The organism is Streptomyces sp. NPDC055189 (genome assembly GCF_053606765.1).
Genome location: NZ_JBSGSG010000019.1, coordinates 83,465 through 105,733, shown reverse-complemented (window position 1 = coordinate 105,733; position 22,269 = coordinate 83,465). Strand labels below are relative to the sequence as shown.

Genomic DNA, 22,269 nt, shown 5'->3' with positions numbered 1-22,269 from the left:
GGAGCCCTCCTACGCACCTGTCCGGTACCGGACCTCCCCGAACGGCCAGTCCGACGCAAGCCAGCCGGCCACCGCCTCGTGCAGCGGACCGTCCAGATCAGCACGGGACGCGCGTACCCACGAGCGCACCTCTGCCACGTGTGCGGTCGCAGGCGAGGGATAGATGTAGACACACCCGATGACCCCATCGGCGGCGTCGTCGAGAACCGTGTACGTGAAACCGACGCGCTTCTCGAAGTCGCTCGCGTGGCTTTCCAGGTCCCGCAGATTGTCGGCCCGGCTCATTCCGGCGGGAGGCGGCCACCCCCGCCCGTGAAAATCCGCTGTGGCACGGATGTGTTCGATGCTCGACATCCAGGCGTCGTGATCGGCGTCGTTGTGCTGCGGTCCGAGGGGCTCCAGACGGAACTCTTCGGCGGCAAGACTCAGCGGAACGGCGAAGTCGACGGGGACGAAAGGCGGCTCAGACATACCAGGAAGCTATCGGGCCGCCCTGACGTCGGCACCGGAATAAATCAGGCCGACCGCCCCCGAACGGCTCTCAGCAGACGTGCCGGTCGCGTTCCGGTGAGTAGAGGTGGCTGTCGCGGAACTGTTCGGCGCCCAGGGTGCGGCCCACCATGATGACGGCGGTACGGATCACGCCCGCCGCCTTCACCTGCGCCGCGATCTCGTCGAGGGGGCCGCGCAGGATGAGTTCGTCCGGGCGTGAGGCCAGTGCCACGACGGCCGTGGGGCAGTCGGCTCCGTAGTGCGGCAGGAGTTCCTCGACCACACGGTCCACGTACTTGGCGGCCAGGTGGAGCACGATCAGGGCGCCGCTGCGGCCCAGCGTGGCCAGGTCCTCGCCCTCGGGCATCGCGGTGGCCCGGTTGGCGATCCGGGTGAGGATGACGGTCTGGCCGACGGTCGGGACGGTCAGCTCCCGCTTGAGCGCCGCAGCCGCGGCAGCGAACGCGGGCACGCCCGGCACCACCTCGTAGGGCACGCCCGCCTCGTCCAGGCGCCGCATCTGCTCGTTGACGGCGCTGAAGACGGACGGGTCGCCCGAGTGCAGGCGTGCCACGTCGTGCCCCTGCTGGTGGGCGGCGACGAGTTCGGCGGTGATCTGGTCGATGTCCAGCTGCGCGGTGTCGATCAGACGGGCGTCCTTTGGACACTCGGCGAGCAGTTCACGGGGCACCAGACTGCCCGCGTACAGGCACACCCCGCAGGCGGCGAGCGTGCGCGCGCCGCGCACCGTGATCAGGTCGGCCGCACCGGGCCCCGCGCCGATGAAGTACACGGTCATTGGTTGTCTCCTGAGGGTTCTGCCGAGGGTTTTGCGGGGGCTTCTGCGGGAGCTTCTGCTGAGGGTTCCGCAACGGGGGTCGAGGAAGGTTTGCGCACGGACCACTGAGTGACCGGCATCGCCTGGCGCCAGCCGGTGAAGCCGCCGACGGGCACGGCGTGCGCGACGGAGAGGCGGACGAGCTCACCGCCGTGCCTGCGGTATCGCTCGGTGAGCAGCGCCTCGGACTCCAGCGTGACCGTGTTGGCGACCAGGCGGCCGCCCGCGGGCAGCGCATCCCAGCAGGCATCGAGCAGGCCGGGCACGGTCAGCCCGCCCCCGATGAACACGGCGTCGGGCGCGGGCAGTTCGCTCAGGCTGTCGGGGGCCCGGCCGGTGATCACACGCAGGGCGGGCACGCCCAGGTGTGCGGCGTTGCGCTCGATGCGCTGCGCCCGTACCGGATCGCGCTCCACGGTGATCGCCCGGCAGGAGGGGTGGGTGCGCATCCACTCGATCGCCACGGACCCCGAGCCGCCGCCGATGTCCCACAGCAGCTCGCCGGGGGCGGGCGCGAGCACTCCGAGGGTGGCGGCGCGGACGTGGCGCTTGGTGAGCTGGCCGTCGTGTTCGTAGGCCGCGTCGGGCAGTCCGGGGACGGCGCCGAGACGCAGCGCGTCGGGGTCGCGCCGGCATTCGATCGCTATGACGTTCAGCGGGTCGCCCGGCGGGTGCGCCCAGGTGTCCGCGATTCCCTCGACACACGACTCGGCCTCCCCGCCGAGCTGTTCGAGGACGCGGACGGGGCTCGGCCCGAAGCCCTGCTCCCGCAGCAGCGCGGCGACCACGGCGGGCGTGGTGGCGTCCGCGCTGAGCACAAGGACCCGGCGCCCGTCGTGCAGGGGGGCGGCAAGGCGGGCAGCCGGCCGCCCGACCAGGGTGACGACTTCGGTGTCCTCCAGCGGCCAGCCGACGCGGGCGCAGGCATAGGAGACGGACGACGGGTGGGGCAGGATGCGCAGCCCGTCGGAGCCAAGGACCTCGGTGAGCGCCCGGCCGATGCCGTAGAACATCGGGTCCCCGCTGGCCAGGACGGCGATCCTGTTCCCCGCGTGCGCGGCGAGCAGACCGGGCACGGCCGGCCGCAACGGCGAGGGCCACGGCACGCGCAGCCCCGCGCACTCCGGCGGCAGCAGGTCCAGCTGACGCTGCCCGCCGATCAGCACCTGCGCCTCGCCGAGTGCCGTACGCGCCGCGTCAGGAAGTCCGCCCCACCCGTCGGCCCCGATACCCACCACGCTCACGGCAGGAGGCAACACTGCAGGCGGGAGGGGGTGTGCGGCGGATGCGGGGGTCACGGACGGTACCTCGGTGCTCGGGGGCTGGCGCACCCGAACTCTACTGTCCGGCCGCTTCCGGCCACCGGCCAGGTGGCTCCCGGGGGCCTACGGGACCGTCGGCGTAGGCTCGGCGGGCATGACGGTACTGATCACGGTGTGCGGGGCGTCCCCGGGCGTGGGCAAGTCGACGCTGTGCGGTGGACTGAGCCGGTGGCTGGCCGATGATGCGGGACTGCGGGTGGATCATTTCCGCGAGGAGGAGATCCTGACCCGGCCCCAGTTCGCCGCGGTGGCGGAGGAGTTCGGGACGAGCGGCCGGGTCGGCCCGGAGACGTTGCTGGCGGCCACCGCGGAGTTCGTCGACGCGGTCGTGGCGAGCGGCGACGACGTGGTGATCGCCGATGCCCTGGTGCCGTTCGTGCCGACACTGCTTGCCATGGGACACGACACGGAAACGATCGACTCGTTCATGGCCGACCTCACCAAGGTGCTCGCGCCCGTCAGCCCGGTCATGGTCTTCCTCGACGGGAACGCCGGGACCGCGCTGCCCCGCGCCGCGACGAGGGAAGGCGAGGGCTGGCTCGACTGGTACGTCGCCAAGCTCTCCCGCTACGAGGTGACCCCTCCGGTGACCGACGTCGCGTCGGCGGCGCGGTACCTGCTGCGCGAGCGTGCGGTGACACTCGGCGCGGTCCGCCGCGAAGGGTGGAGGCTCGCCGTGGTCGAGCGCGCCGACGAGCTGTCCCGGGGCGAGGTGCTACGGGGCGCGCAGCGAGGCCTGGAGACGTGGCTGGCGCAGGCCATCGCCCGGCGCTGAACACTCGCGCCCGACACGGGACGGAGCTGGGCGCTCGGCCACCGGGCGCCCAGCTCCGTCCCGTGCCACGGGCATGTGCCGACCACCCGAATACGCTTGTCCGGCTTTGCGGCACAGCACTACCTTTGCGCCGTGGATCTCTTCTCGAACTCCTGGGCAGCATTGCGCGCGGCCGTCGCCGATCTCCCGGACGAGGATTTCGCGCGTCCCTCCGGCTGCACCGGCTGGCTCGTGCGGGACCTGGCCTGCCATCTGATCGTCGATGCCCAGGACGTCCTGATCACCCTCGTGACCCCGGCCGAAGCGGAACCGACCCACGACGCGCTCTCCTACTGGGACGTCACCTCGGCGCCGCCGAACGGCGAGGACCCCCTCGATGCGCTGACCGTCCGCCTCGCGGCTGCCTACGGAGAGCCCTGGCTCCTCAAGTTCCACCTCGATGACGTCGGCTCGGCCGCCGGTCGCGCCGCCGAACTCGCCGACCCCGAAAGCCGGGTGGGCACCCGCGACGAGGTCCTCACCGTGGGCGACTACCTCATGACGTACGTCATGGAATGGACCCTGCACCACCTCGACCTGATCGCCCACCTCCCGCACGTGGCCGGACCGCCCGATGAGGGGCTCGCCCGCAGCCGCGAGATGCTGGAGGAGATCGCCGGAACCGCGTTCCCCAAGACGTTCTCCGACACGGAGGCCCTCCTGATCGGCACCGGTCGGCGGGCGCCGACCGATGCGGAGCAGGCCGAACTGGGCGAGCTGGCGGCGAAACTCCCCTTCGTCCTCAACTGACACCCGGCCGCCCCCTGACCGCGAGCTTTCCGGCGGGTGCGACCCGCAACGAGTCAAGGCTCAGGCCCAGTTCCTCCCCTGCGTGCTCCGGCGCCGCGAGAGTGATCGTCACGGGGGTCACCTTCCCGCGCGGTACGGAGAAGGAGCCGACGGCGCCCCGGGTGAGGTCCGCGCCTGTCACGAGCCGGGAGTGCTTGCCGACCTGCACCCGGTAGAGCGCATCCGCCCGCGCCTTCCCGCGGACCGCCACCGACAGCTTCGCGGGTCGGTCGGCGGTGATGTGGGCGGTGTGGCGCACCGTGGTCCGCTTCGTGCTGTAGTAGCTGCCGTCGTCGGCGTAGCTGTAGCCGTGCTCGATGTCGGCGCCCTCCAGGACGGCGGTCTTGTCCGGACCGAGGGCGACCGTGTGCTGCGGGATGATCCGGAGCTTGCCGCCGAGTTCGACCTTCACGACGGGCAGCACCTGGTCACGCGGCCGCTCGGGCAGCGTCACGATGAGGTCGTCGCCGTCCCAGCGCCAGTCGAGCCGGTCCTTCGAGCCGTCCTCGCGGACGTTGCGTACGGAGGTGGCCAGGCCCGGCAGCCGGAGTTCACCGGACTCGGGCCACTGGGTCACGTGCAGGAACAGGTCACGGTCGTTGACGGTGACCTCGCCCCAGGGACGGCCGCCGAAGCGGGTGGCCGAGGCGCCGAGCACGGCGCCGGGGTGACGGTTCAGCCAGTCGCCCATGCCGCGCAGGACGTCGGCCTCGAAATCCACGACCGAGCCGTCGCCGCGCGGGCCGATGTTGAGCAGGTAGTTGCCGCCGCGGGCCCGCACGCCGGTGAGGCCGCCCACGAGATCCTTGATCTTGCCGGGCAGGTCTTCCCGCTTCTGCCAGCTGCGGTAGCCCCAGGTCTCGTGGTAGATCGACGCGGGAGTCTGCCAGGCCCCGTCGAGCGCCACCGCGGGAATCTCGTTGTCGCCGAGGGTACGGAAGTCGCCCTGGTTGTTCCACACCCGGCTGTTGATCGCCGCCTTCGGCTGGAGTTCGCGGACGATCCCGGCGAATGTGCGGCTCTGCTCGGCGGTGGGCGATGACATGTCGAACCACACCTCGGCGATGTCCCCGTAGTTCGTCATCAGTTCGCGCAGCTGCCCCTCGATGACCGGCTCCATCGACGCGGGGATCGGATTGTTGTTGTTGCCGTCGAAGTCATGGCCCTGGTGCCAGTCGACCAGCGAGAAGTAGAAGCCGAACTTCAGCCCCTGGCTGCGGCATTCGTCCGCGAGCGCCTTGAGCGGGTCCTTCTTGTACGGGGTCGCGTCGACGACGTCGTAGCCGGTGGTGTCGGTGTCGAACATGGAGAAGCCGTCGTGGTGCTTGCCGGTGATGACCACGTACCGCATCCCCGCCCGCTTGGCGAGGGAACAGATCTCCGCGGGGTCGAACCGGTCGGGCTTGAACCGCCGGGCGACTTCGAGGTACTCCTCCTCGGAGATGTCGGCCCACATCTGGATCTGTTCGCTGTAGCCCTCGGTGACCGGCTTCCCCTTCCACACGCCGCCCAGTTCGGAGAACAGCCCCCAGTGGATGAACATCCCGAACTGGAGCCGCTGCCAGGCCGCGAGGTCCTTGTCGTCGCTGGTCCCGATCTCGCCGGGGATGCCTTGCGTGCGGGGTCCTCCGGCCCGGTCGGCCTGCGTGGCGACGGCTGCGGGAGGGCTTGCCACTGCTGCTCCGACGGCGAGCAGGAGCGCGAGCATGACGCCGAGCACCTTGCGCATCGCGAATCTCCTCTACAACTGTCCCAAGGTCGTCGAGTCATCCGATGTTAGGAGCCCATACAGATGCGCTACGTGTCACGAGGGAGGCATGGGGGCGCGTACATCGGATGTTAAGGGCGCGAAGGCGTGGCGTCACCACCCCCGACGGACCAGGTTGCGGCAGATACCGTTTTCTATCCGGAGACGCGCAACTGACGCCTGTCCATTGAGTGTTCACCCATACCCATGCTAGAAACCGGTTACTTTCCACCCGGCGCACGGATGGTCTACGTCACGCGACCCCATCCCCCCACTCGCAAGGAGCCCCCATGCGCAAGCGAACCGGCACCCTCACGGCCGCCGCTTCTTCACTGATCCTGCTCACCGCGGCACCCGCCGACGCCTCCGTCATCTGGAACGGCGACGCCTCCGCAGGCACCGGAGTCTTCTCCTCCACCCTCTGCGACAGCCCCGGCAGCGTCACCGCGCAGGACAACGGCGACGGCCGCGGCCAGGTCTTCAAGTTCAACAAGCCGCTCGGCCTGGAGCGTTGCGAGGCCCACGGGATCAGCGTCGGCGGCTCGCGGTACACGTTCAAGAACAACTCGACGTACTGGATCGGCTGGGACACCTCCACCAACACCCCGGACGCGGGCACGATCTTCCAGTGGAAGTCGTACGGCACCAACGACCAGCACCAGCAGAACTACCCGGTGCTGATGAAGGTCGAGGGCGGCGAGCTCAAGCTGTTCCACATCGAGGCCGGCGAGAAGTGGACCCTGAAGTGGTCGACGCCCGTCACGACCAGCACCTACAAGCGCATCGTGCTCGGCATCCACACCTCGTCCGACGCCTCCGCCGGGTGGGTCTCGGCCTTCTACAACGGCACCAAGGTCGCCGAGTTCTCCGGCCGCACCTGGGACGACCTGGGCAACGACACCCGGTTCGGCTCCTACGGCTCCGAGGTCAAGGACAAGCGGGTCATCAACTGGATCGACGGGCTCAAGGTCGGCACGACGTACGGAGACGTGGACAACTAGACCGGCCGCACCAGCCGTCCGTCGACCAGCTCAAGCAAGCTGTCGCGGTGGTGTTCGCGCAGGGCCCGGTCGTGGGTGACCATCACGACCGGGCCGGTGAACTGCTCGACTGCGGACTGTAGTTGCTCGACCAGCGCCAGGCTGAGGTGATTGCTCGGCTCGTCGAGCAGCAGCAGGTTCGGGCGCCGCGAGAACAGCAGCGCGAGTTCGAGGCGCCGCAGCTGCCCCACCGAGAGGCGGTTCACCGGAACGTCGAAGTCGGCGCTCGCGAACAGGCCGAATCGGGTCAACTCGCGTGCCGCGTCGTCGATGTAGGCCGCGCGGTGTGCGGCGAAGGTCTCCAGGACGCCGCGCTGCTCCCTGGCGAAGTGGCTCTCCTGCGGCAAGTAACCGATGCGCAGCCCTGGTTCACCTACGACCCCTCCTGCGTCGGGTGTCCTGAGGCCCGCCAAGACGGACAGGAGCGTGGACTTGCCCGCGCCGTTCGGCCCGGTGATCACGTACAGCGAACCCGGGGCGAGCTCAAGGTCCACGCCCCGCAGCACGTCGCCCACGACCAGGCCATCGGCCCGGAGCAACACCTCGCCGCCGGGCCGTTCCGCACTCTCGCTGCTCTCCGAGGCGATCTCCGGTGCCTGGAAGGCCAGCGGCTCCGGCGGGCGGTGCACCTCCTCGTCGAGCAGCCGCCCCAGTTGCTGCCTGGCCGCACGCGTCGCGCGGGCGGCGGCGGCCTGGGCGGCGCCTCCGTTGAGGTTGTAGGAGAGTTTGTCGCCGTCCCCCCTCGCGCCGAAGGTGCGGCCGGATCTGGCCGCCCTGTCGAGCCGCCGCCGGGTCTCGGCCAGTTCCTGGCGCCAGTCGCGGTACTGCTGCCACCAGCGTGCTTGTGCCGCGGCGCGTTCGTCGAGGTAGTCGCGGTAGCCGCCGCCGTAGCGCACGGTGGTGCCGCGGGAGCCGTCCAGGTCGACGATGGCGGTGACGGCGGTGTCAAGGAGCACCCGGTCGTGCGAGGCGATGAGGCACGGGCCCTGATACCGGGCCAGCCACGGGACGAGCCAGTCCACCGCACGGTCGTCGAGGTGGTTCGTCGGTTCGTCGAGGAGCAGCCCGGCGGGTTCGGCGAGGACCAGTTCGGCGAGCGCCAGGCGGGAGCGCTCGCCGCCCGAGAGGGTCTTGGTCGGCCGAAGCCGATCCAGGCCCCCGAGACTGAAGACGTCCAGTACCTCGCCGATGCGGGCGTCGAGTTCCCAGCCGCCGCGCCGGGCGAACTCGTCCTGGAGCCGCCCGTACTCACCGAGCACCTCGCTCAGGTCTTCTTTGCCGGACGACATCAACTCCTCGGCGGCACGCATGCGTTCGGCCATTTCACCGAACTCGGCCGTCGCCCGCGCCAGTACGGTCTCGATGGTCGCACCGGCAGGGAAGCCGGGCTCCTGCGGCAGGAAGCCGACCTGGCCCGCGACCGCCCGTACGACCTGACCCCGTTGCAGCGGCAGTTCACCGGCGAGGGCGCGCAGCAACGTCGACTTGCCCCGCCCGTTCTCGCCGATCAGACCGACCCGCTCGCCCCGTGACACCTTCAGCGAGACATCACGCAGCACGAGGCGGTCTCCGAGCACGCAGTGCACGTTCTCGGCGAGGAGGTGCGCGGAGCGGTGGTCACCGGAGAGCACGTCCTGCGCGCCGCCGGGACGGGCCGCATTCGTGTCGGACATCGTGAGTAACTCCTGTCGTACGCCGGGAATCGCCGGCTGAATGCCGCTGGAGAGCTGTTGCCGGTCAGTCGGCCAGGGGTGTTCCGCAGCGGGCGCAGTAGCGGGCGTCCCGTTCGGCGGCGAAACCGCCGCACTCGGGGCAGACGCGATCGAGCAGGCAGACCGGCTCACCGGCGTCCGGGCAGCCGTGCGGATCGGTGCCGGGGGCCGGGCGACGGCGGTGGGCGGTCGTATAGACAAGACCCTCCTCCCCCGCGTCCACGCAGCGGCCCGGGCCCGCGGGGAGCCAGGCGAGGGCGCCGGGCACGAGCTGCCAGGTCACGTCCGGGGTGCGGAGTTCACCGGAGCCGGTCAGCACGGTGAGCAGGACGCCGAACTCCTCCTCCGTGTGCTCGCCGGTGCTCGCGCCCGGAGCGAGCCGGACGACGTCGGCGTCCAGATCCCTCGTACGGTCGCCGAGCGACCACAAGACACTGACCTGGCCTCGCCCGACGGCTGCGGTCTGTTCCGGTCCGACGAACACCGGAGCGGCGGGGGCGGGGGCGTTCATGCGAACTCCAGTCGGTGCGGACGGGCGGCGACGTACGGCTGTCGTGCCGGTCGGCTGCGGCGCCGGCGGGATTCGAACCCGCGGACAGGGAAGGGCAAGGCCCGCCCGGCTCCCGTCAGTCGGCGTGCGAGGGGCTTCCCGCACGCCGATCGCAATGGGCCGCTCTGCCACGGCACCGCAACCTGCGGGACCGCGCGATCCCGCTCCGGTGAGGATAAGGACAGCACCCGGCGGGGGGCGAGTTGATTATCGCCGCGACCCGCACGCTCGGCGCGCAGCCCGGTCCACGGATACTGACCGGCACCGGACGATCGAGAAACGGCGGGGCAGCGGTGGAGTGGACGATCTGGGCGGGGTTCGCGGCCGGGCTGCTGATCGCGACGGTGACCGCGCCGGTGGGCGTGTCCGGGGCGGTCTTTCTCCTTCCGGTGCAGCTCAGTGTTCTTGGTGTGCCGAGCCCCGCCGTCACGCCGACGAACCTGTTGTTCAACGTGGTGGCCGGGCCGGGCGCCCTGTGGCGTTACCGCCGCGACGGCGCTCTGCGCGGCGGCCTGGCCCGGCGCCTGGTCACCTGGACGCTGCCCGGCGTGATCGCGGGTGCCGCCATCCGTGTCTTCGCCCTGCCCGGCCCCGGCGTCTTCCGGATCCTGGTCGCCGCCCTGTTGCTGCCGCTCGGCACCTGGCTGTGCCTGCGCACCCTGCGCCCGTCCCCGCAACGATCCGACGCGGCCGAGCCGTCGGCGCCCGCGCTGGCCGCCCTGGCCCTGACCGTCGGGGTGGTGGGCGGGATCTACGGGATCGGCGGCGGCTCCCTCCTGGGGCCCGTCCTCGCCGCGCGCGGCATGCCCATGGCCCGCATCGCGCCCGCCACGCTCGCCGCGACCTTCACCACCTCGCTCGCCGGGGCCGCCGCGTACGCGGTGCTTGCCACGGCGAGCGAGGGGCCCGTGGCGCCCGACTGGGGTCTTGGCCTGGCCTGTGGTCTCGGCGGCCTGATCGGCGGCTACCTCGGCGCACGGCTCCAGCCACATGTGCCCGAGACCGCGCTCCGGCTGCTGCTCGGCACCCTTGCTGCCGTCCTCGGCGCGCTGTACGCCGTTCAGGGCCTCTCCTGAGCTGCTGATGAACCCGGCGTACCGGCCGGGCAGGCAGCAGGGGCAAGCCGGGGCGGGAATGCCACCCGCCCCGGCCCGCGTTCCTTGGGGTCAGTCACCGATGCCGGGTCAGCCACCGATGCGCGGCAGGAGGGAGACCGTCTTGCTTCCCTTCATGGCGACCAGCACATCCTCGTAGAGCAGGAGCCGGGGATCGGATGCCCAGTCGGGCCTCTTGCCCGGTTTGGCGATGTCGATGCGGTCGTGCCAGACCTTCTTGCCGGTGCGCAGGTCGAGGCCGGACAGTTCTCCGGTCCGGCTGAGGAAGTACACGACTCCCTGCCTCTCCGACACCACGGGGGACGTGAGGCCCCCGGGCCTCTGTTGGTCGGGCATCTTGACGCCGACAGGGGCGGTCCACAGGGGCTTCCCCGTGGTCAGGGAGTAGGCCGAGACCTTGCCCTCCCACGTCACGGAGATCAGCCGGTCTCCGACGACATCCGTGCTGGCCACCTTGTCCGGGCCCCGGTAGGAGTGCGAGGTCTGTCCTCCGGAGCCGTTGACGGTGGTCAGCCGCAGGTCCTTGTCCGTCGGTGCCTTCTGGTCCGTCAGGACCATCCGGTCCCCCGTCGTCCCGATGAGCTGCTGCCTGCCGGGGAGGGTCGTGACCTTCTCGGCGGCTCCGGTAGCGGCGTTGAGACGGAAGACGTTGGTGTCGTGCGGCTTCTCCGTGTCCTTCGTGCACAGCAGATGGGGCACGCCGCTCAGCACCGCGCGCTGGCACGCGATGCCCTTGTCCCAGGTGTAGTGCCACTTCTCCTCGCCGGTCCGCGGGTCGAGGGCCGACATCGTGCGGAGTGACGGAGTGTTCGCGAAGACCGCGCCGTTGATGGGCATGGCGGCCTGGTCGGTACGGTCGTCCTGCGGCATCTTCTTCTTCCACAGCACGTCGCCGCTGTCGGCGTCCACCGCCATCAGATCGGTACCTGCCATATAGTCCCCGTCCGGCAGGTTCTTCGCGGTGTGGTTGCGGTAGGCGTAGATCACGCCGTCGCGCACGGCGAACGGGTGGTCCATCCCGTCGCCTTCGCGATTGACCTTGACGGTCCACAGCCGCTCGCCCGTATTGGCGTCGAACTTCGCGGCGTCGTACTTGGACCCGGCGCAGTACAGCGCGGAACCGTCCGCCATGCAGCCCCGCTCGGTGGCGCCCGCGGCGCTGTTCTGCCAAGGCTTCCAGCCGTTCGGCGATACCGCGGGGCGCACGGGCCGGTCCTGCCCGTCCCCACCGCCGCCCCCGAGGCCGAACACCGCACCCACGGTGATCGCGGCAACGGCCACAACCGCCCCGGCGGCTTGCGAGAAACGGCGTCGGCTGCGCCGCCGTACCACCTGCTCGGCCAGATCTCCCGGCGCCCGCACCCGGTCCAGGGCGACCGCGTGCAGCGTCTCGCGGACCTTCTCCTCCACGCGCTCCGTCGTCATCCCTGCATCTCCTTCGGCGAGTAGCTGAGCGGCTGCACCTGTCCCGCTGGGCCTTCGGGCCCGAGCTCGGGGACCAGGGCCCGGAGCTTGGCGAGCGACCGGTGCGCCGTACTGCGCACCGTGCCGACCGGGCATCTCAGCAGCGCCGCGACCTCGGCCTCCGGCAGATCCTCGAAATAGCGCAGCACGACCACGGCCCGCTGCCGCTTCGTGAGACGGCCGAGCGCCGCCCACAGCGAGATCCTCAGCTCGGAATCCGCCTCGGCGCCCCGCACGCCGGTCTCGGGCAGTACGGGCACCGTCGTCTCGGCGCGATGTCTGCGCAGCCGCCAGCGGTTGACCTGCTGGCGGTACATGATCTGGCGGACGTACGCCTCGGGCTGCTCGATGCGCGCCCAGCGTCCGTAGGCCTTCATCAGCGCGATCTGCAGCAGATCCTCCGCCGCGTGCCGGTCACCGCCGGTCAGCAGTACCGCGAGTCGCAGCAGCGCGGTGGAGCGCATCGCTACGAACTCGCGGAACTCGTCGTGATTTGAGGCCTCCATCGACCCTCCCCTTCTTGGCAACCCTCACGACGTGACGGGGCGCCCGCGGCTATCCATCGGCGCGCGAAATTGTGTGTTCACACCAAGAGGGGGCCAAGAGGGGTTGCGGAATGTGGAGTTCCGGGGATCAGGCCTGGCGGCGCGGCAGGCGTACCACCTGGACGAAGAAGTCGTCGATCTGGCGTACCGCGGCGATGAACTGGTCGAGGTCGACCGGCTTGGTGACGTAGGCGTTCGCGTGCAGTTTGTAGCTGCGCAGGATGTCCTCCTCCGCTGCCGACGTGGTGAGCACCACCACCGGGATGTCCTGCAGGTCCGGGTCCGACTTGATCTTCTCCAGGACCTGGCGTCCGTCGTACTTGGGCAGGTTGAGGTCGAGCAGGATGAGGTCGGGGCGCGGCACTCCTACGTGCTCACCGCGCCGGTAGAGGAAGTCGAGGGCCTCCTCGCCGTCCCGGACCACGTGCAGGTTGTTGCGGATCTTGTTGTCCTCGAACGCCTCGCGCGTCATCAGCTCGTCGCCCGGGTCGTCCTCCACGAGGAGCACGTCGACGGGCGCGGGAGAAGGGGTGGTCATGTCAGGGCCTCTTCCTCGGTGCGGGTTTCGGTGTCCTCCGCGGGGCCGGCGTCGGAGGGCAGGGTGAAGCAGATGCGGGTTCCGTCGGTGTGCCCGCTGTCGATCCAGATGTGACCGCCGTGATGCTCGACGATCTTCTTGCACAGGGCAAGGCCGATGCCGGTGCCGCCGTAGGCGTCACGGCCGTGCAGCCGCTGGAAGATGACGAAGACCTTCTCCGCGAACTCCTCGGGGATGCCGATGCCGTTGTCGGTGACGCAGAAGTTCCAGGCGCCGGAACTCTCGTCCTCCTCGCAGGTGATCTCGATCCGCGGGGTGCGTTCGGGGTGGTGGAACTTGACGGCGTTGCCGACGAGATTCTGCCAGAGCATGGTCAGGAGCGTCGGGTCGCCGACGATCTCGGGCAGGTGCCCGGGGCGTTCGATGAGCGCGTCGGTGTCCCGGACCGAGGTGTCCAGGTTGGCAAGCGCCTTGGTGAGTGCCTGGTCGAGATCGACGGGTACCTGTGCGTCGTTGAGCCGCCCGACGCGGGAGAAGGTGAGCAGGTCGTTGATGAGGATCTGCATGCGCTTGGCGCCGTCGACAGCGAAGTCGATGTACTGCTTGCCACGGTCGTCGAGCGTGTCTCCGTACCGCTTCTCCAGGAGCTGGCAGAAGGAGGCGACCTTGCGCAGGGGCTCCTGAAGGTCGTGGGAGGCGACGTAGGCGAACTGCTCCAGTTCGGCGTTGGAGCGCCGCAGTTCCACCGCCTGGGCGTCCAGTTCGGCCGCCTGCTGGGTCAGCGCGTCCCGCCGGCGGCGGGAGGCTCCCAGTTCCTCCACGATCTGCTGGCGCATGTCTTCCACGTCTTTCGCCACCGCTCGGAGGTCCGCGGGGCCGTCGATCGTGATGACGTGGTCGAAATCGCCGCGCGCCACCTGCCGCGACGAGACGCGCAGCGCGTCCAGGGGCCGGGCCACCAGCCTGCGCACCAGGAAAGCCAAGGCGATTCCGGCCAGCAGGAAGACCCCGACCAGGGACCCCAGGATCACCGTGCGCACCGTACGGGAGCTGTCCAACTCGGCCTTGCCGTCCTCGACGGCACGGGTCAGGTCGGTGTTCTGTGCGGCCCACACCGTACGGATCTGGTCGAAGACCTCCTTGCCGCGCTCGGCGTTCGTCTCGGCGACGGCGCTCGGCTCACCGGGAGTGACCTTGGACACCAGGGGTTCGGCGTACGCCCGCCGCCAGTCCGCGGCCTCCCGCTGGACCGCCTTGAGGTCCGCCATCAGCTGGGGCCGGTCCCCGATGAGGTCGCGCAGCCGGGCGGCGGCGCGGGCCTCGTCCTTCTTGCCCCGGGTGTAGGGATCAAGGAACTGGCGGTCGGCGGTGATGGCGTAGCCCCGGACGCCGGTCTCCTGGTTCACCAGGGCGGCCTGGAGGCGGTATGTCTGCGTCTGCGCGGGCTGCAGGCGGTCGGTCAACTGGTCGGTCACGTCCGCGGTCTGGCCGAGGAGGCGGGCACCGACCACGGCGCCCGCCAGGACCAGGAGCACCATCAGAGCCAGCACCAGCTGGATCCAGCCCTGCACCGTCAGCCGGCCGCCGATCCTCGCACTGCTCGGCACACTGCTCGGCGTCTCAACCACGGCGTTGCTCTCCGATGCTGCTCCGGTGGCGGCCTCCGGCCGCGGCACTGGCCGATTCGCCCTCTGTCACTGCTTGGTCCCCGTCTCTTCCTTCGTCTCCCCGCCAGTGCAGGTGCACCACGGCCACGTCGTCGGCCAGGCCGCCCTGCTCCTCGGCGAGATCCTCGGCCCGCTGGATCAGCGTGTCGACGAATGCCGCCGGCCTCAGGGCGCCCATCTCGCGGGCCAGGGCCAGCAGTCCCTGTTCACCGAGACGCTCGCGGCCGTTGCCGACATGCCCTTCGAAGAGGCCGTCGGTGAAGAGCACCAGTGCCGAGCCCGCCTGGAGGGGCACCTCCTCGACCGGCCAGAGCCGCCCGCCCGGCGCGACGCCCAGGGCCGGCCCGCCGGCAACCTCCACCCATTCGACACCGCCGCTCGCGGTGCGCAGCAGGATCCCGGGATGGCCGGCGCGCGTCAGCCGCGCATGCCGTGCCCCCGCCGGGACCGAGAGACTTGTCAGGGTGGCGAAGACGTAGGGCTTGACCCGCTCGGCGAGCATGATCTCCTCGAGCCTGCCCACCTGTTCGGGGCCGGTGACGCCGCTGAGCACCAGTGTGCGCCAGGCGATGCGCAGGGCCACGCCCAGGGCCGCCTCGTCGGGACCATGGCCCGATACGTCGCCTATCAGCGCGTGCACGGTGCCGTCCGCGCTCTGGACGATGTCGTAGAAGTCGCCGCCCAACAGGGCCTGGGCGCGGCCGGGCCGGTAGCGGGCCACGACGTCCACGCCCGCGTCGCTGAGCAGCGGCCGGGGCAGCAGTCCCCGCTCCAGGCGGGCGTTCTCCTGTGCCTGCAAGCGGCTGGCCTGCAGGGCGACGGCCGCCTGCTCGGCCTGCTTGCGCTGGATCGCGTAGCGCACGGCCCGGCCGAACAGCTCCGGTTCGACGCGGCCCTTGACGAGGTAGTCCTGGGCCCCCGCTGTCACGGCGGCCAGGCCGGTCTCCTCCTCGGCCAGGCCGGTGAGCACGACGACCGCGACCCGGTCGGCCAGGGAGCGGACCATGGAGACGGCTTCCAGCCCGTGCGCGTCGGGCAGATGCAGGTCGAGCAGCACGCAGTCCGGCATTTCGCGGGCCAGTGCCTCACGCGCCTCGGACATGGACCGCACCCACTGCAGACGCATCTTCAACGCACTGTCGGCGACAAGCTCCTCGACCAGGAGCGCGTCGCCGGGGTCGTCCTCGACCAGCAGCACCGACGGCTGCGACAGCTGCCGGGCCGCGGCGGTGTCGCTGTCGGCGGCTGAACGCATGCCGGAAGTCCATGGCTGTGACGCCACCGTTCTGCTCCCGCCTTCCCCACCCGGTAAGTCCGCCTGGCCGTTCGGCCGTTGCCGAAAGACGGCCGCTACGGCGAGTCTGCCCGCAGCGCCGTGTGACGGTCTCCGGATCTTCGCACAATGCGCACATCGCTCGGTAGCGAACCTATCGCGGGGTTCGAGCCGCAGGGGCGTCCACCTCAATACTGCATGCCCCTCCGGCGGCGGAAGCAATCACCCCCCGCTTTCGCTACTGGCCCACGCGGCCGTCGATGCACTCGCGCAACAGGTCGGCCTGCCCGCAGTGCCGGGCGTACTCCTCGATGCGGTGCACCAGCAGCTCCCGTACGGCGAACCCGTCCTTGCCCAGACGTTCCCCCAGGTCGGGGTGGTCGGCCAGCGCGGCATCCGTCGCGGCCTGCTCGCGCGCCAGATCGGCGTAGGCGGCATCGACCACGGCCTGCTCGCCGACGGCTCCGTCGAAGTCCGCGTCGCGCTTGCCGTACAGCTTGGGCAGCGGGTCGCCGTCGCCGATCCAGTTGCGCCAGTCGCGCTCCACCTCGGCGAGGTGCCGGAGCAGGCCGAGCAGCGACATCGTCGACGGCGGTACCGAGCGGCGGGCCAGTTGCTCCGCGTCCAGGCCCTCGCACTTCATGCGCAGGGTCAGGCGGTAGTTGGTCAGGAAGTCCTGCAGCGTCGCCAGTTCGCCGTCCGGACTGACGCCGTCGCTGTTGCGGGGGTCGTCGTCCGGGTCGGCCCACATGTCGGGGTAGGTGGTGGCCCGGCTCCATCGATCAGGTTGGTCGCTCATGGGCGCCATGGTCGCCGGTGGCGACCTTGCGCGCTACCCACTTTTCGCGCCGGACCCCTACTCGTCGTACCCGCTCACTTGGTGTGCTCGATCTGGATCAGGTTGCCGCAGGTGTCGTCCAGGACCGCGGTGGTGACCGGGCCCATCTCCAGCGGCTCCTGGGTGAAGAACACCCCGAGCTCGCGCAGTCGCTTGAACTCGGCCTCCACGTCGTTCACGGCGAAGGCGGTGGCCGGGATGCCGTCCTCGACGAGCGCCGTCTTGTACGGCTGCACGGCGGGGTGGCCGGAGGGCTCAAGGAGCAGTTCGGGGCCGTCGGGGTCTTCCGGGGAGACGACGGTCAGCCACCGGTCCTCGCCCTCGCCCATCGAGATGTCGTGCTTCTTCACGAAGCCGAGTACATCGGTGTAGAACCGGGCGGCCTTCTCCTGGTCGTCGACGAAGACGCTGGTCAGGTGGATCTTCATGGGGTGTTCTCCGGTGCTTGGGGCCTGAGCCATCGGGTCGCGATGAGCTCAAGAGGTTCGGTGTTCAGGTCGTGGAACTTGTAGCGGCCCTCGCGCCGCGAATGGACCAGGCCGGCGGATTCCAGCACGGCCAGGTGCTGGCTGATCGCCTGGCGGGACAGTCCGAGGCCGTGCTTGTTCATCAGCCTGGCGCATATCTCGAACAGGGTCTGGCCGTCCCGTTCCACCAGCTCGTCAAGGATGTGCCGACGGGTGGGGTCGGCCAGCGCCTTGAAAACATCTTCCGCCATGCCTCCCACCATAGGCAAGTCGCGGCTTACCTATCAAGCGGGGATGCTCCACCACCGCGACGCCTCGGCGCGGGCCCGCCCCGCGCCCGGCCGTCAGCGCCAGTCGGGAGCGCCCGAGACGAGCGACAGAAGGCTCTCGATCTTTGTCTGGATCTCCCGCATCACGGACACGACGCGGCTCTGGTGTTCGTCGGTGAGCCGGGCCACGGGCACCGAGCAGCTGATGGCGTCGACGGCCGGCACGCCGTAGCGCAGGGCGAAGCCGAAGCCCGCGATGCCGGTCACCGTCTCCTCGCGGTCGATGGCATAGCCGCGCTCACGCACCCGTCCGAGGTCGGCGAGCAGGGCGGCACGGTCGGTGTGCGTACTCTCCGTGAAGGCGGTCAACGGACCCTCGGGGAGCGGGAGTTCGGCGTCGGGGCGCTCGGCGAGCAGCGCCTTGCCGAGGGCTCCGGCATGCGCGGGGACGCGGCGGCCGACCCGGCTGATGGTGCGCAGGTACTCGTGGGACTCGCGGGTCGCGAGGTACACGACGTGCGGGCCGTCGAGCCGCGCCAGGTGGATCGTCTCGCCCAGGGCTTCCGAGGCCTCGTCGAGGTAGGGGCGGATGGCGCGCACCCGCTCGTCGCTGTCGAGGTAGCTCGTGCCGGTGAGCAGCGTGCGGATCCCGATGCCGTAGAGGGATCCGGTGGTGTCCGTGCGCACCCAGCCGCAGTCGACCAGCGTCTGCAGCAGTTGGTACATGCTGCTGCGCGGTACGCCCAGCTCTTCGGCGAGTTCATCGAGGCGGGCCGGCCGGTCGGCGCGCTCGGCGAGCAGTTCGAGCACCGCCACGGTGCGCAGCGCCGACTTCACCCCGCGGACACCCGGGCCCGGACCGGCCCCGCGGCCCGCTCTGCTTTCCGCCATGCGGACATCGTAGATCCGCGGTGTCCGGCCATTGACCCCGATCGTTCATGACTCTAGCCTCCATTCTCATACGTGGACGCCATCTGCATATAGAGATGAGATTCGTGAACACGCTCAGCATGAACAGCAAGCTCAGTGCGACGCACCGGGACGTGGTCCGGCGGCTGCGGGAAGGCATGGCGCGCGGCGTGCTGTCCTTCCCCCTCACCAGCATGGGCAGCGACGGCAGCCTGGACCTGGAGTCCTACCGCTCCTATCTGACCGCCCAGTTGGACACGCGACCCGGCGCGGTGTTCCCCGCATGCGGAACCGGCGAGTTCTTCTCGCTCGACGAGGAGGAGTACCGCGCGGTCGTCAAGGTCACCGTCGAGGTCGCCGACGGCCGTATGCCGGTGGTGGCGGGCACCGGATACGGCTGGGCCCAGTCGCTGCGGTTCGCCCGGATCGCGGAGGAGGAGGGCGCCGACGCCCTCCTCGTGCTGCCCCACTACCTGGTCGAGGCCTCACAGGACGGCCTGGTGGAACAGCTGCGCCGCATCTCGGCGGGGACCGGGCTGCCCCTCATCGCCTACCAGCGCGGTCAGGTCACCTTCGACGCCGCGGCCCTGCGCAGGATCGCCGGGATCCCCACCCTCATCGGCCTCAAGGACGGGCACAGCGACCTCGACCGGCTCCAGCGCCTCACCCTCGCCGCCCCCGACGGTTTCCTCTTCTTCAACGGCGCCGCCACCGCGGAGATCCAGGCCCGCGCCTACGCCACCGTCGGCGTCCCGGCCTACTCCTCCGCCGTGCACGCCTTCGCCCCCGAGATCGCCGACGCCTTCTTCGGCGCGCTGCGGGAGCAGGACGACACCGCGGTGGACCGGCTGCTCCGGGAGTTCTACATCCCGCTGGTCGAACTGCGCGACCGGGCACCGGGATACGCCGTCTCGCTGGTCAAGGCCGCCGCCCGGCTGCGCGGCCTGCCGGTCGGCCCGGTACGCGCGCCGCTCACCGATCCCGGCCCGGACGACGTCGCCGACCTGGAGAAGGTCCTCGACGCAGGTCTTGAACTGGTCTCGGCCGCACGGCGGCCCGGGGCCTGATCCCCCGCACCTTCCTGTCCCGACACCCCGCCCCTCCCCACACCGCCGTCTGCACGCGACTTGATCCACAGTTCAAAGGGGAACTGAAATGCCGCTCGTCGTAGTCGGGGTCAGCGTCCTGATCCTGCTGTTCCTCATGACCCGGTTGAAACTGAACGGTTTCGCCGCCCTCCTGTTCGTCGCGGTCGGCGTCGCACTCGTCCAGGGGATACCGGTGGCCACCATCCCGGACGTCCTCTCGGAGGGCATCGGCGGCCAGATCGGCGACACGATGCTGGTCATCGGGCTCGGCGCCATGGTCGGCCGCGTCATGGGGGACTCCGGCGCCGCACAGCGCATCGCGAACAAGATGCTCGACGCCTTCGGGCCGCGGTGGGTCCAAGTGGCCATGGTGGTCACGTCGATGCTCATCGGCGTCACCATGTTCTACGAGGTCGCCTTCATCATCATCGTGCCCATCGCGTTCACGCTGGTACGCGTCACGGGGGCGAAGCTGCTGTGGATCGGCCTGCCGATGTCCATCACGCTCTCCACGATGCACAGCTTCCTGCCGCCGCACCCCGGCCCCACCGCCGTGGCCGCGACCTTCGACGCCTCCGTCGGACTGACCCTGGTCTACGGCCTGTTCATAGCGATACCCGCCGGCGCGCTGATCGCCCTCGTGTGGCCGCGGCTTCCGTTCATCAGGGCGATGAACCCCTCCATCCCCAAGGGCCTGGTCAGCGAGCGCGAGTTCACCGACGAGGAGATGCCGGGCCTGGGCTGGGCACTGGCCGTGGCGCTCTTCCCCGTCGTACTGATCGCCGGTGCATCGGTGACCGAGATGGCCGCCTCCGGCGAGAGCCCCTTCCTCCACTTCGTCACCTTCATCGGCTCGGCACCGATCGCGCTGCTCCTGACCCTCCTGCTGGCAATCTGGGCGTTCGGCCCGCGCATCGGACGCAGCCTGGCCGACGTCAGCGCTTCCTGTACGTCGGCGGCGCAGGCCATGGCCATGATCCTGCTTGTGATCGGCGCGGGCGGCGCCTTCAAGAACGTCCTGGTCGAAGGAGGCATCTCCGACCACATCAAGGACACCACCCACGGCTGGGCCATCTCGCCGCTCATCCTCGCGTGGCTCATCGCGGTGATCCTGCGCATCGCCCTCGGCTCCGCCACCGTCGCCGTCGTCACCGCCTCCGGCGTCGTGCTGCCGCTCCTGGCGGGCAGCGGCGTCCACCCCGAGATGCTCGTCCTCGCCGTCTCCTGCGGATCGATCGCCTTCTCGCACGTCAACGACCCCGGATTCTGGCTGTTCAAGGAGTACTTCAACCTCTCCGTCATCGAGGCGATCAAGGTCCGCACCACCTATACGACGGTGCTCGCGATCCTCGGCCTCGGCGGCGTCCTGGCGGTCGAGTGGGCCCTGGACGTCCTCAGCCTCTGACCCGCCGTCTCCCCTGCCCGCATCCCACACCCCGAGGTATTTCTTGATCATGAACAGGCAGCCGACCGTCACCGCTTTCAGCGTCTACCCGGTCGCGGGCCGGGACTGCATGGAGCTGAACCTCTCCGGCGCCCACGGCCCCTACTTCACCCGCAACATCGTGGTCCTGAAGGACTCCGAGGGCCGCACGGGCCTGGGCGAGGTACCGGGCGGCGAAAAGATCACCCAGACCCTGCGCGACGCCGAGTCCCTCGTCGTCGGGGCCCGCGTCGGTGACTACAAGCGCGTCCTGCGCGAGATCGGCGACCGTTTCGCCGACCGTGACTCCGGCGGACGCGGCGCCCAGACCTTCGACCTGCGCACCGCGGTACACGCCGTCACCGCCGTCGAATCTGCGCTGCTCGACCTGCTGGGCCAGCACCTGGAGATACCCGTCGCGGCGCTCCTGGGCGACGGACAGCAGCGCGACTCCGTGCGCGTCCTCGGCTACCTCTTCTACGTCGGCGACCCCGACCGCACCGATCTCGACTACGTCCGCGAGCCCGAATCGCCCGTCGACTGGCATCGCATCCGGCACGAGCAGGCCCTGTCGCCCGAAGCGATCGTCCGCCAGGCCGAAGCCGCCTACGACCGCTACGGATTCCGGGACTTCAAGCTCAAGGGCGGCGTCCTTCGGGGCGCGGAAGAAGTAGCGGCCGTACGAGCACTGAAGGACCGCTTCCCGCAGGCCCGCATCACCCTCGACCCCAACGGCGCCTGGTCCCTGCGCGAGGCGATCGAACTGTGCACGCCGCTGACCGACGTCCTGGCCTACGCCGAGGACCCCTGCGGCGCAGAGGACGGCTACTCGGGCCGCGAGGTCCTTGCCGAGTTCCGCCGGGCCACGGGACTGCCGACCGCCACCAACATGGTCGCCACCGACTGGCGGCAGATGACCCACGCCCTGGCCCTGCAGTCGGTCTCCATCCCCCTCGCGGACCCGCACTTCTGGACCATGCAGGGTTCCGTACGTGTGGCGCAGCTGTGCAACGCGATGGGGCTCACCTGGGGGTGTCACTCCAACAACCACTTCGACATCTCCCTGGCCATGGTCACCCACTGCGGAGCCGCGGCCCCGGGCGACTACAACGCCCTGGACACGCACTGGATCTGGCAGGAGGGCCTGGAGCGCCTCACCACTGCCCCGCCGCGCATCGTCGACGGCGAGATCGCCGTGCCCGATGCCCCCGGCCTGGGCATCGAACTCGACACGGACCGCCTCCTCGCGGCGCACGAGCTCTACAAGGAGAAGGCCCTGGGCGCACGCGACGACGCCACCGGCATGCGCTACCTGATCCCCGACTGGCAGTTCGACAACAAGCGCCCCTGCCTGGTCCGTTGACGCCAC

The 22,269-nt window shown here is 70.2% G+C and carries 22 protein-coding genes and 1 tRNA gene; 7 read left to right on the top strand and 16 right to left on the bottom strand.

Annotated elements, in window-relative coordinates:
• Positions 1–9: 9 nt before the first annotated feature.
• From ACWFR3_RS17235 to cbiE, 3 genes are all read right to left on the bottom strand, one after another.
• Entirely contained in the window at positions 10–471 is a 462-nt protein-coding gene (locus ACWFR3_RS17235; RefSeq protein WP_453735397.1) for a GNAT family N-acetyltransferase, read from the bottom strand.
• Between the two features lie 70 nt (positions 472–541).
• Positions 542–1,291, bottom strand: coding sequence for a precorrin-4 C(11)-methyltransferase (cobM, locus tag ACWFR3_RS17230; RefSeq protein ID WP_453735396.1), 750 nt, complete (start codon positions 1,289–1,291; stop codon positions 542–544).
• Positions 1,288–2,574 (bottom strand): precorrin-6y C5,15-methyltransferase (decarboxylating) subunit CbiE, encoded by a 1,287-nt coding sequence (gene cbiE, locus ACWFR3_RS17225; RefSeq protein ID WP_453735395.1) that lies wholly within the window; start codon positions 2,572–2,574, stop codon positions 1,288–1,290. The genes cobM and cbiE overlap by 4 nt, the downstream gene beginning before the upstream one ends.
• 172 nt (positions 2,575–2,746) lie before the next feature.
• On the opposite strand from cbiE, the gene ACWFR3_RS17220 reads away from it, so the two are divergent.
• Both ACWFR3_RS17220 and ACWFR3_RS17215 read left to right on the top strand, forming a co-directional pair.
• A complete protein-coding gene (locus tag ACWFR3_RS17220; RefSeq protein ID WP_453735394.1) occupies positions 2,747–3,427 on the top strand; it encodes a hypothetical protein in 681 nt (226 codons plus the stop codon).
• Between the two features lie 132 nt (positions 3,428–3,559).
• Entirely contained in the window at positions 3,560–4,216 is a 657-nt protein-coding gene (locus ACWFR3_RS17215) for a maleylpyruvate isomerase N-terminal domain-containing protein (RefSeq protein WP_453735393.1), read from the top strand.
• Here ACWFR3_RS17215 and ACWFR3_RS17210 read toward each other — a convergent pair.
• Positions 4,209–5,984: an alpha-L-fucosidase gene (locus ACWFR3_RS17210; RefSeq protein ID WP_453735392.1), complete on the bottom strand. Its 1,776-nt coding sequence runs from the start codon at positions 5,982–5,984 to the stop codon at positions 4,209–4,211. The two genes, ACWFR3_RS17215 and ACWFR3_RS17210, sit on opposite strands and share 8 nt — an antisense overlap.
• A 308-nt stretch (positions 5,985–6,292) precedes the next feature.
• On the opposite strand from ACWFR3_RS17210, the gene ACWFR3_RS17205 reads away from it, so the two are divergent.
• Positions 6,293–7,003: a heparin lyase I family protein gene (locus tag ACWFR3_RS17205; RefSeq protein ID WP_453735391.1), complete on the top strand. Its 711-nt coding sequence runs from the start codon at positions 6,293–6,295 to the stop codon at positions 7,001–7,003.
• On the opposite strand, the gene ACWFR3_RS17200 is transcribed toward ACWFR3_RS17205, so the two are convergent.
• The 3 genes from ACWFR3_RS17200 to ACWFR3_RS17190 all read right to left on the bottom strand — a co-directional run bounded on the left by ACWFR3_RS17200 (position 7,000) and on the right by ACWFR3_RS17190 (position 9,442).
• Entirely contained in the window at positions 7,000–8,715 is a 1,716-nt protein-coding gene (locus ACWFR3_RS17200; RefSeq protein ID WP_453735390.1) for an ABC-F family ATP-binding cassette domain-containing protein, read from the bottom strand. The two genes, ACWFR3_RS17205 and ACWFR3_RS17200, sit on opposite strands and share 4 nt — an antisense overlap.
• Positions 8,716–8,779: 64 nt before the next feature.
• Positions 8,780–9,265 carry a cupin domain-containing protein gene (locus ACWFR3_RS17195; protein WP_453735389.1) on the bottom strand — a complete coding sequence of 162 codons (486 nt, stop codon included), beginning with the start codon at positions 9,263–9,265 and terminating at the stop codon, positions 8,780–8,782.
• 57 nt (positions 9,266–9,322) lie between these two features.
• Positions 9,323–9,442: transfer RNA gene (locus tag ACWFR3_RS17190), tRNA-OTHER, on the bottom strand.
• A gap of 155 nt (positions 9,443–9,597) precedes the next feature.
• Between ACWFR3_RS17190 and ACWFR3_RS17185 the strand changes: the two genes are divergently transcribed.
• Positions 9,598–10,380, top strand: coding sequence for a TSUP family transporter (locus ACWFR3_RS17185; RefSeq protein WP_453735388.1), 783 nt, complete (start codon positions 9,598–9,600; stop codon positions 10,378–10,380).
• 108 nt (positions 10,381–10,488) lie between these two features.
• Here ACWFR3_RS17185 and ACWFR3_RS17180 read toward each other — a convergent pair whose 3' ends face one another.
• From ACWFR3_RS17180 to ACWFR3_RS17140, 9 genes are all read right to left on the bottom strand, one after another.
• Complete coding sequence (locus tag ACWFR3_RS17180) at positions 10,489–11,844, bottom strand: outer membrane protein assembly factor BamB family protein (RefSeq protein ID WP_453735387.1); 1,356 nt, start codon at positions 11,842–11,844, stop codon at positions 10,489–10,491.
• Positions 11,841–12,389 carry a SigE family RNA polymerase sigma factor gene (locus tag ACWFR3_RS17175; RefSeq protein ID WP_453735386.1) on the bottom strand — a complete coding sequence of 183 codons (549 nt, stop codon included), beginning with the start codon at positions 12,387–12,389 and terminating at the stop codon, positions 11,841–11,843. Before ACWFR3_RS17175 ends, ACWFR3_RS17180 begins: the two co-directional genes overlap by 4 nt.
• A 127-nt stretch (positions 12,390–12,516) precedes the next feature.
• Positions 12,517–12,966, bottom strand: coding sequence for a response regulator (locus ACWFR3_RS17170; RefSeq protein WP_453735385.1), 450 nt, complete (start codon positions 12,964–12,966; stop codon positions 12,517–12,519).
• A complete protein-coding gene (locus ACWFR3_RS17165) occupies positions 12,963–14,504 on the bottom strand; it encodes a sensor histidine kinase (RefSeq protein ID WP_453735430.1) in 1,542 nt (513 codons plus the stop codon). Before ACWFR3_RS17165 ends, ACWFR3_RS17170 begins: the two co-directional genes overlap by 4 nt.
• An 82-nt stretch (positions 14,505–14,586) precedes the next feature.
• On the bottom strand, positions 14,587–15,888 hold the full coding sequence (locus ACWFR3_RS17160) for a PP2C family protein-serine/threonine phosphatase (RefSeq protein WP_453735384.1): 1,302 nt from the start codon (positions 15,886–15,888) through the stop codon (positions 14,587–14,589).
• 256 nt (positions 15,889–16,144) lie between these two features.
• The gene (locus ACWFR3_RS17155) at positions 16,145–16,705 is read right to left on the bottom strand and encodes a DinB family protein (protein ID WP_453735383.1); all 561 of its coding nucleotides are present in this window, start codon (positions 16,703–16,705) and stop codon (positions 16,145–16,147) included.
• Positions 16,706–16,779: 74 nt separating this feature from the next.
• Positions 16,780–17,172 (bottom strand): VOC family protein, encoded by a 393-nt coding sequence (locus ACWFR3_RS17150; protein WP_453735382.1) that lies wholly within the window; start codon positions 17,170–17,172, stop codon positions 16,780–16,782.
• Entirely contained in the window at positions 17,169–17,462 is a 294-nt protein-coding gene (locus tag ACWFR3_RS17145; RefSeq protein WP_453735381.1) for an ArsR/SmtB family transcription factor, read from the bottom strand. The genes ACWFR3_RS17150 and ACWFR3_RS17145 overlap by 4 nt, the downstream gene beginning before the upstream one ends.
• A 93-nt stretch (positions 17,463–17,555) precedes the next feature.
• Positions 17,556–18,371, bottom strand: a complete 816-nt coding sequence (locus ACWFR3_RS17140) for an IclR family transcriptional regulator (RefSeq protein WP_453735380.1) — start codon at positions 18,369–18,371, stop codon at positions 17,556–17,558.
• Positions 18,372–18,490: 119 nt separating this feature from the next.
• Here ACWFR3_RS17140 and ACWFR3_RS17135 point away from each other — a divergent pair, with 119 nt between their 5' ends.
• From ACWFR3_RS17135 to ACWFR3_RS17125, 3 genes are all read left to right on the top strand, one after another.
• Positions 18,491–19,456 (top strand): 5-dehydro-4-deoxyglucarate dehydratase, encoded by a 966-nt coding sequence (locus ACWFR3_RS17135; protein WP_453735429.1) that lies wholly within the window; start codon positions 18,491–18,493, stop codon positions 19,454–19,456.
• An 88-nt stretch (positions 19,457–19,544) separates the two neighbouring features.
• Positions 19,545–20,882, top strand: coding sequence for a gluconate:H+ symporter (locus ACWFR3_RS17130; RefSeq protein ID WP_453735379.1), 1,338 nt, complete (start codon positions 19,545–19,547; stop codon positions 20,880–20,882).
• A 49-nt stretch (positions 20,883–20,931) separates the two neighbouring features.
• Positions 20,932–22,263, top strand: a complete 1,332-nt coding sequence (locus ACWFR3_RS17125) for an enolase C-terminal domain-like protein (protein ID WP_453735378.1) — start codon at positions 20,932–20,934, stop codon at positions 22,261–22,263.
• Positions 22,264–22,269: the final 6 nt, after the last annotated feature.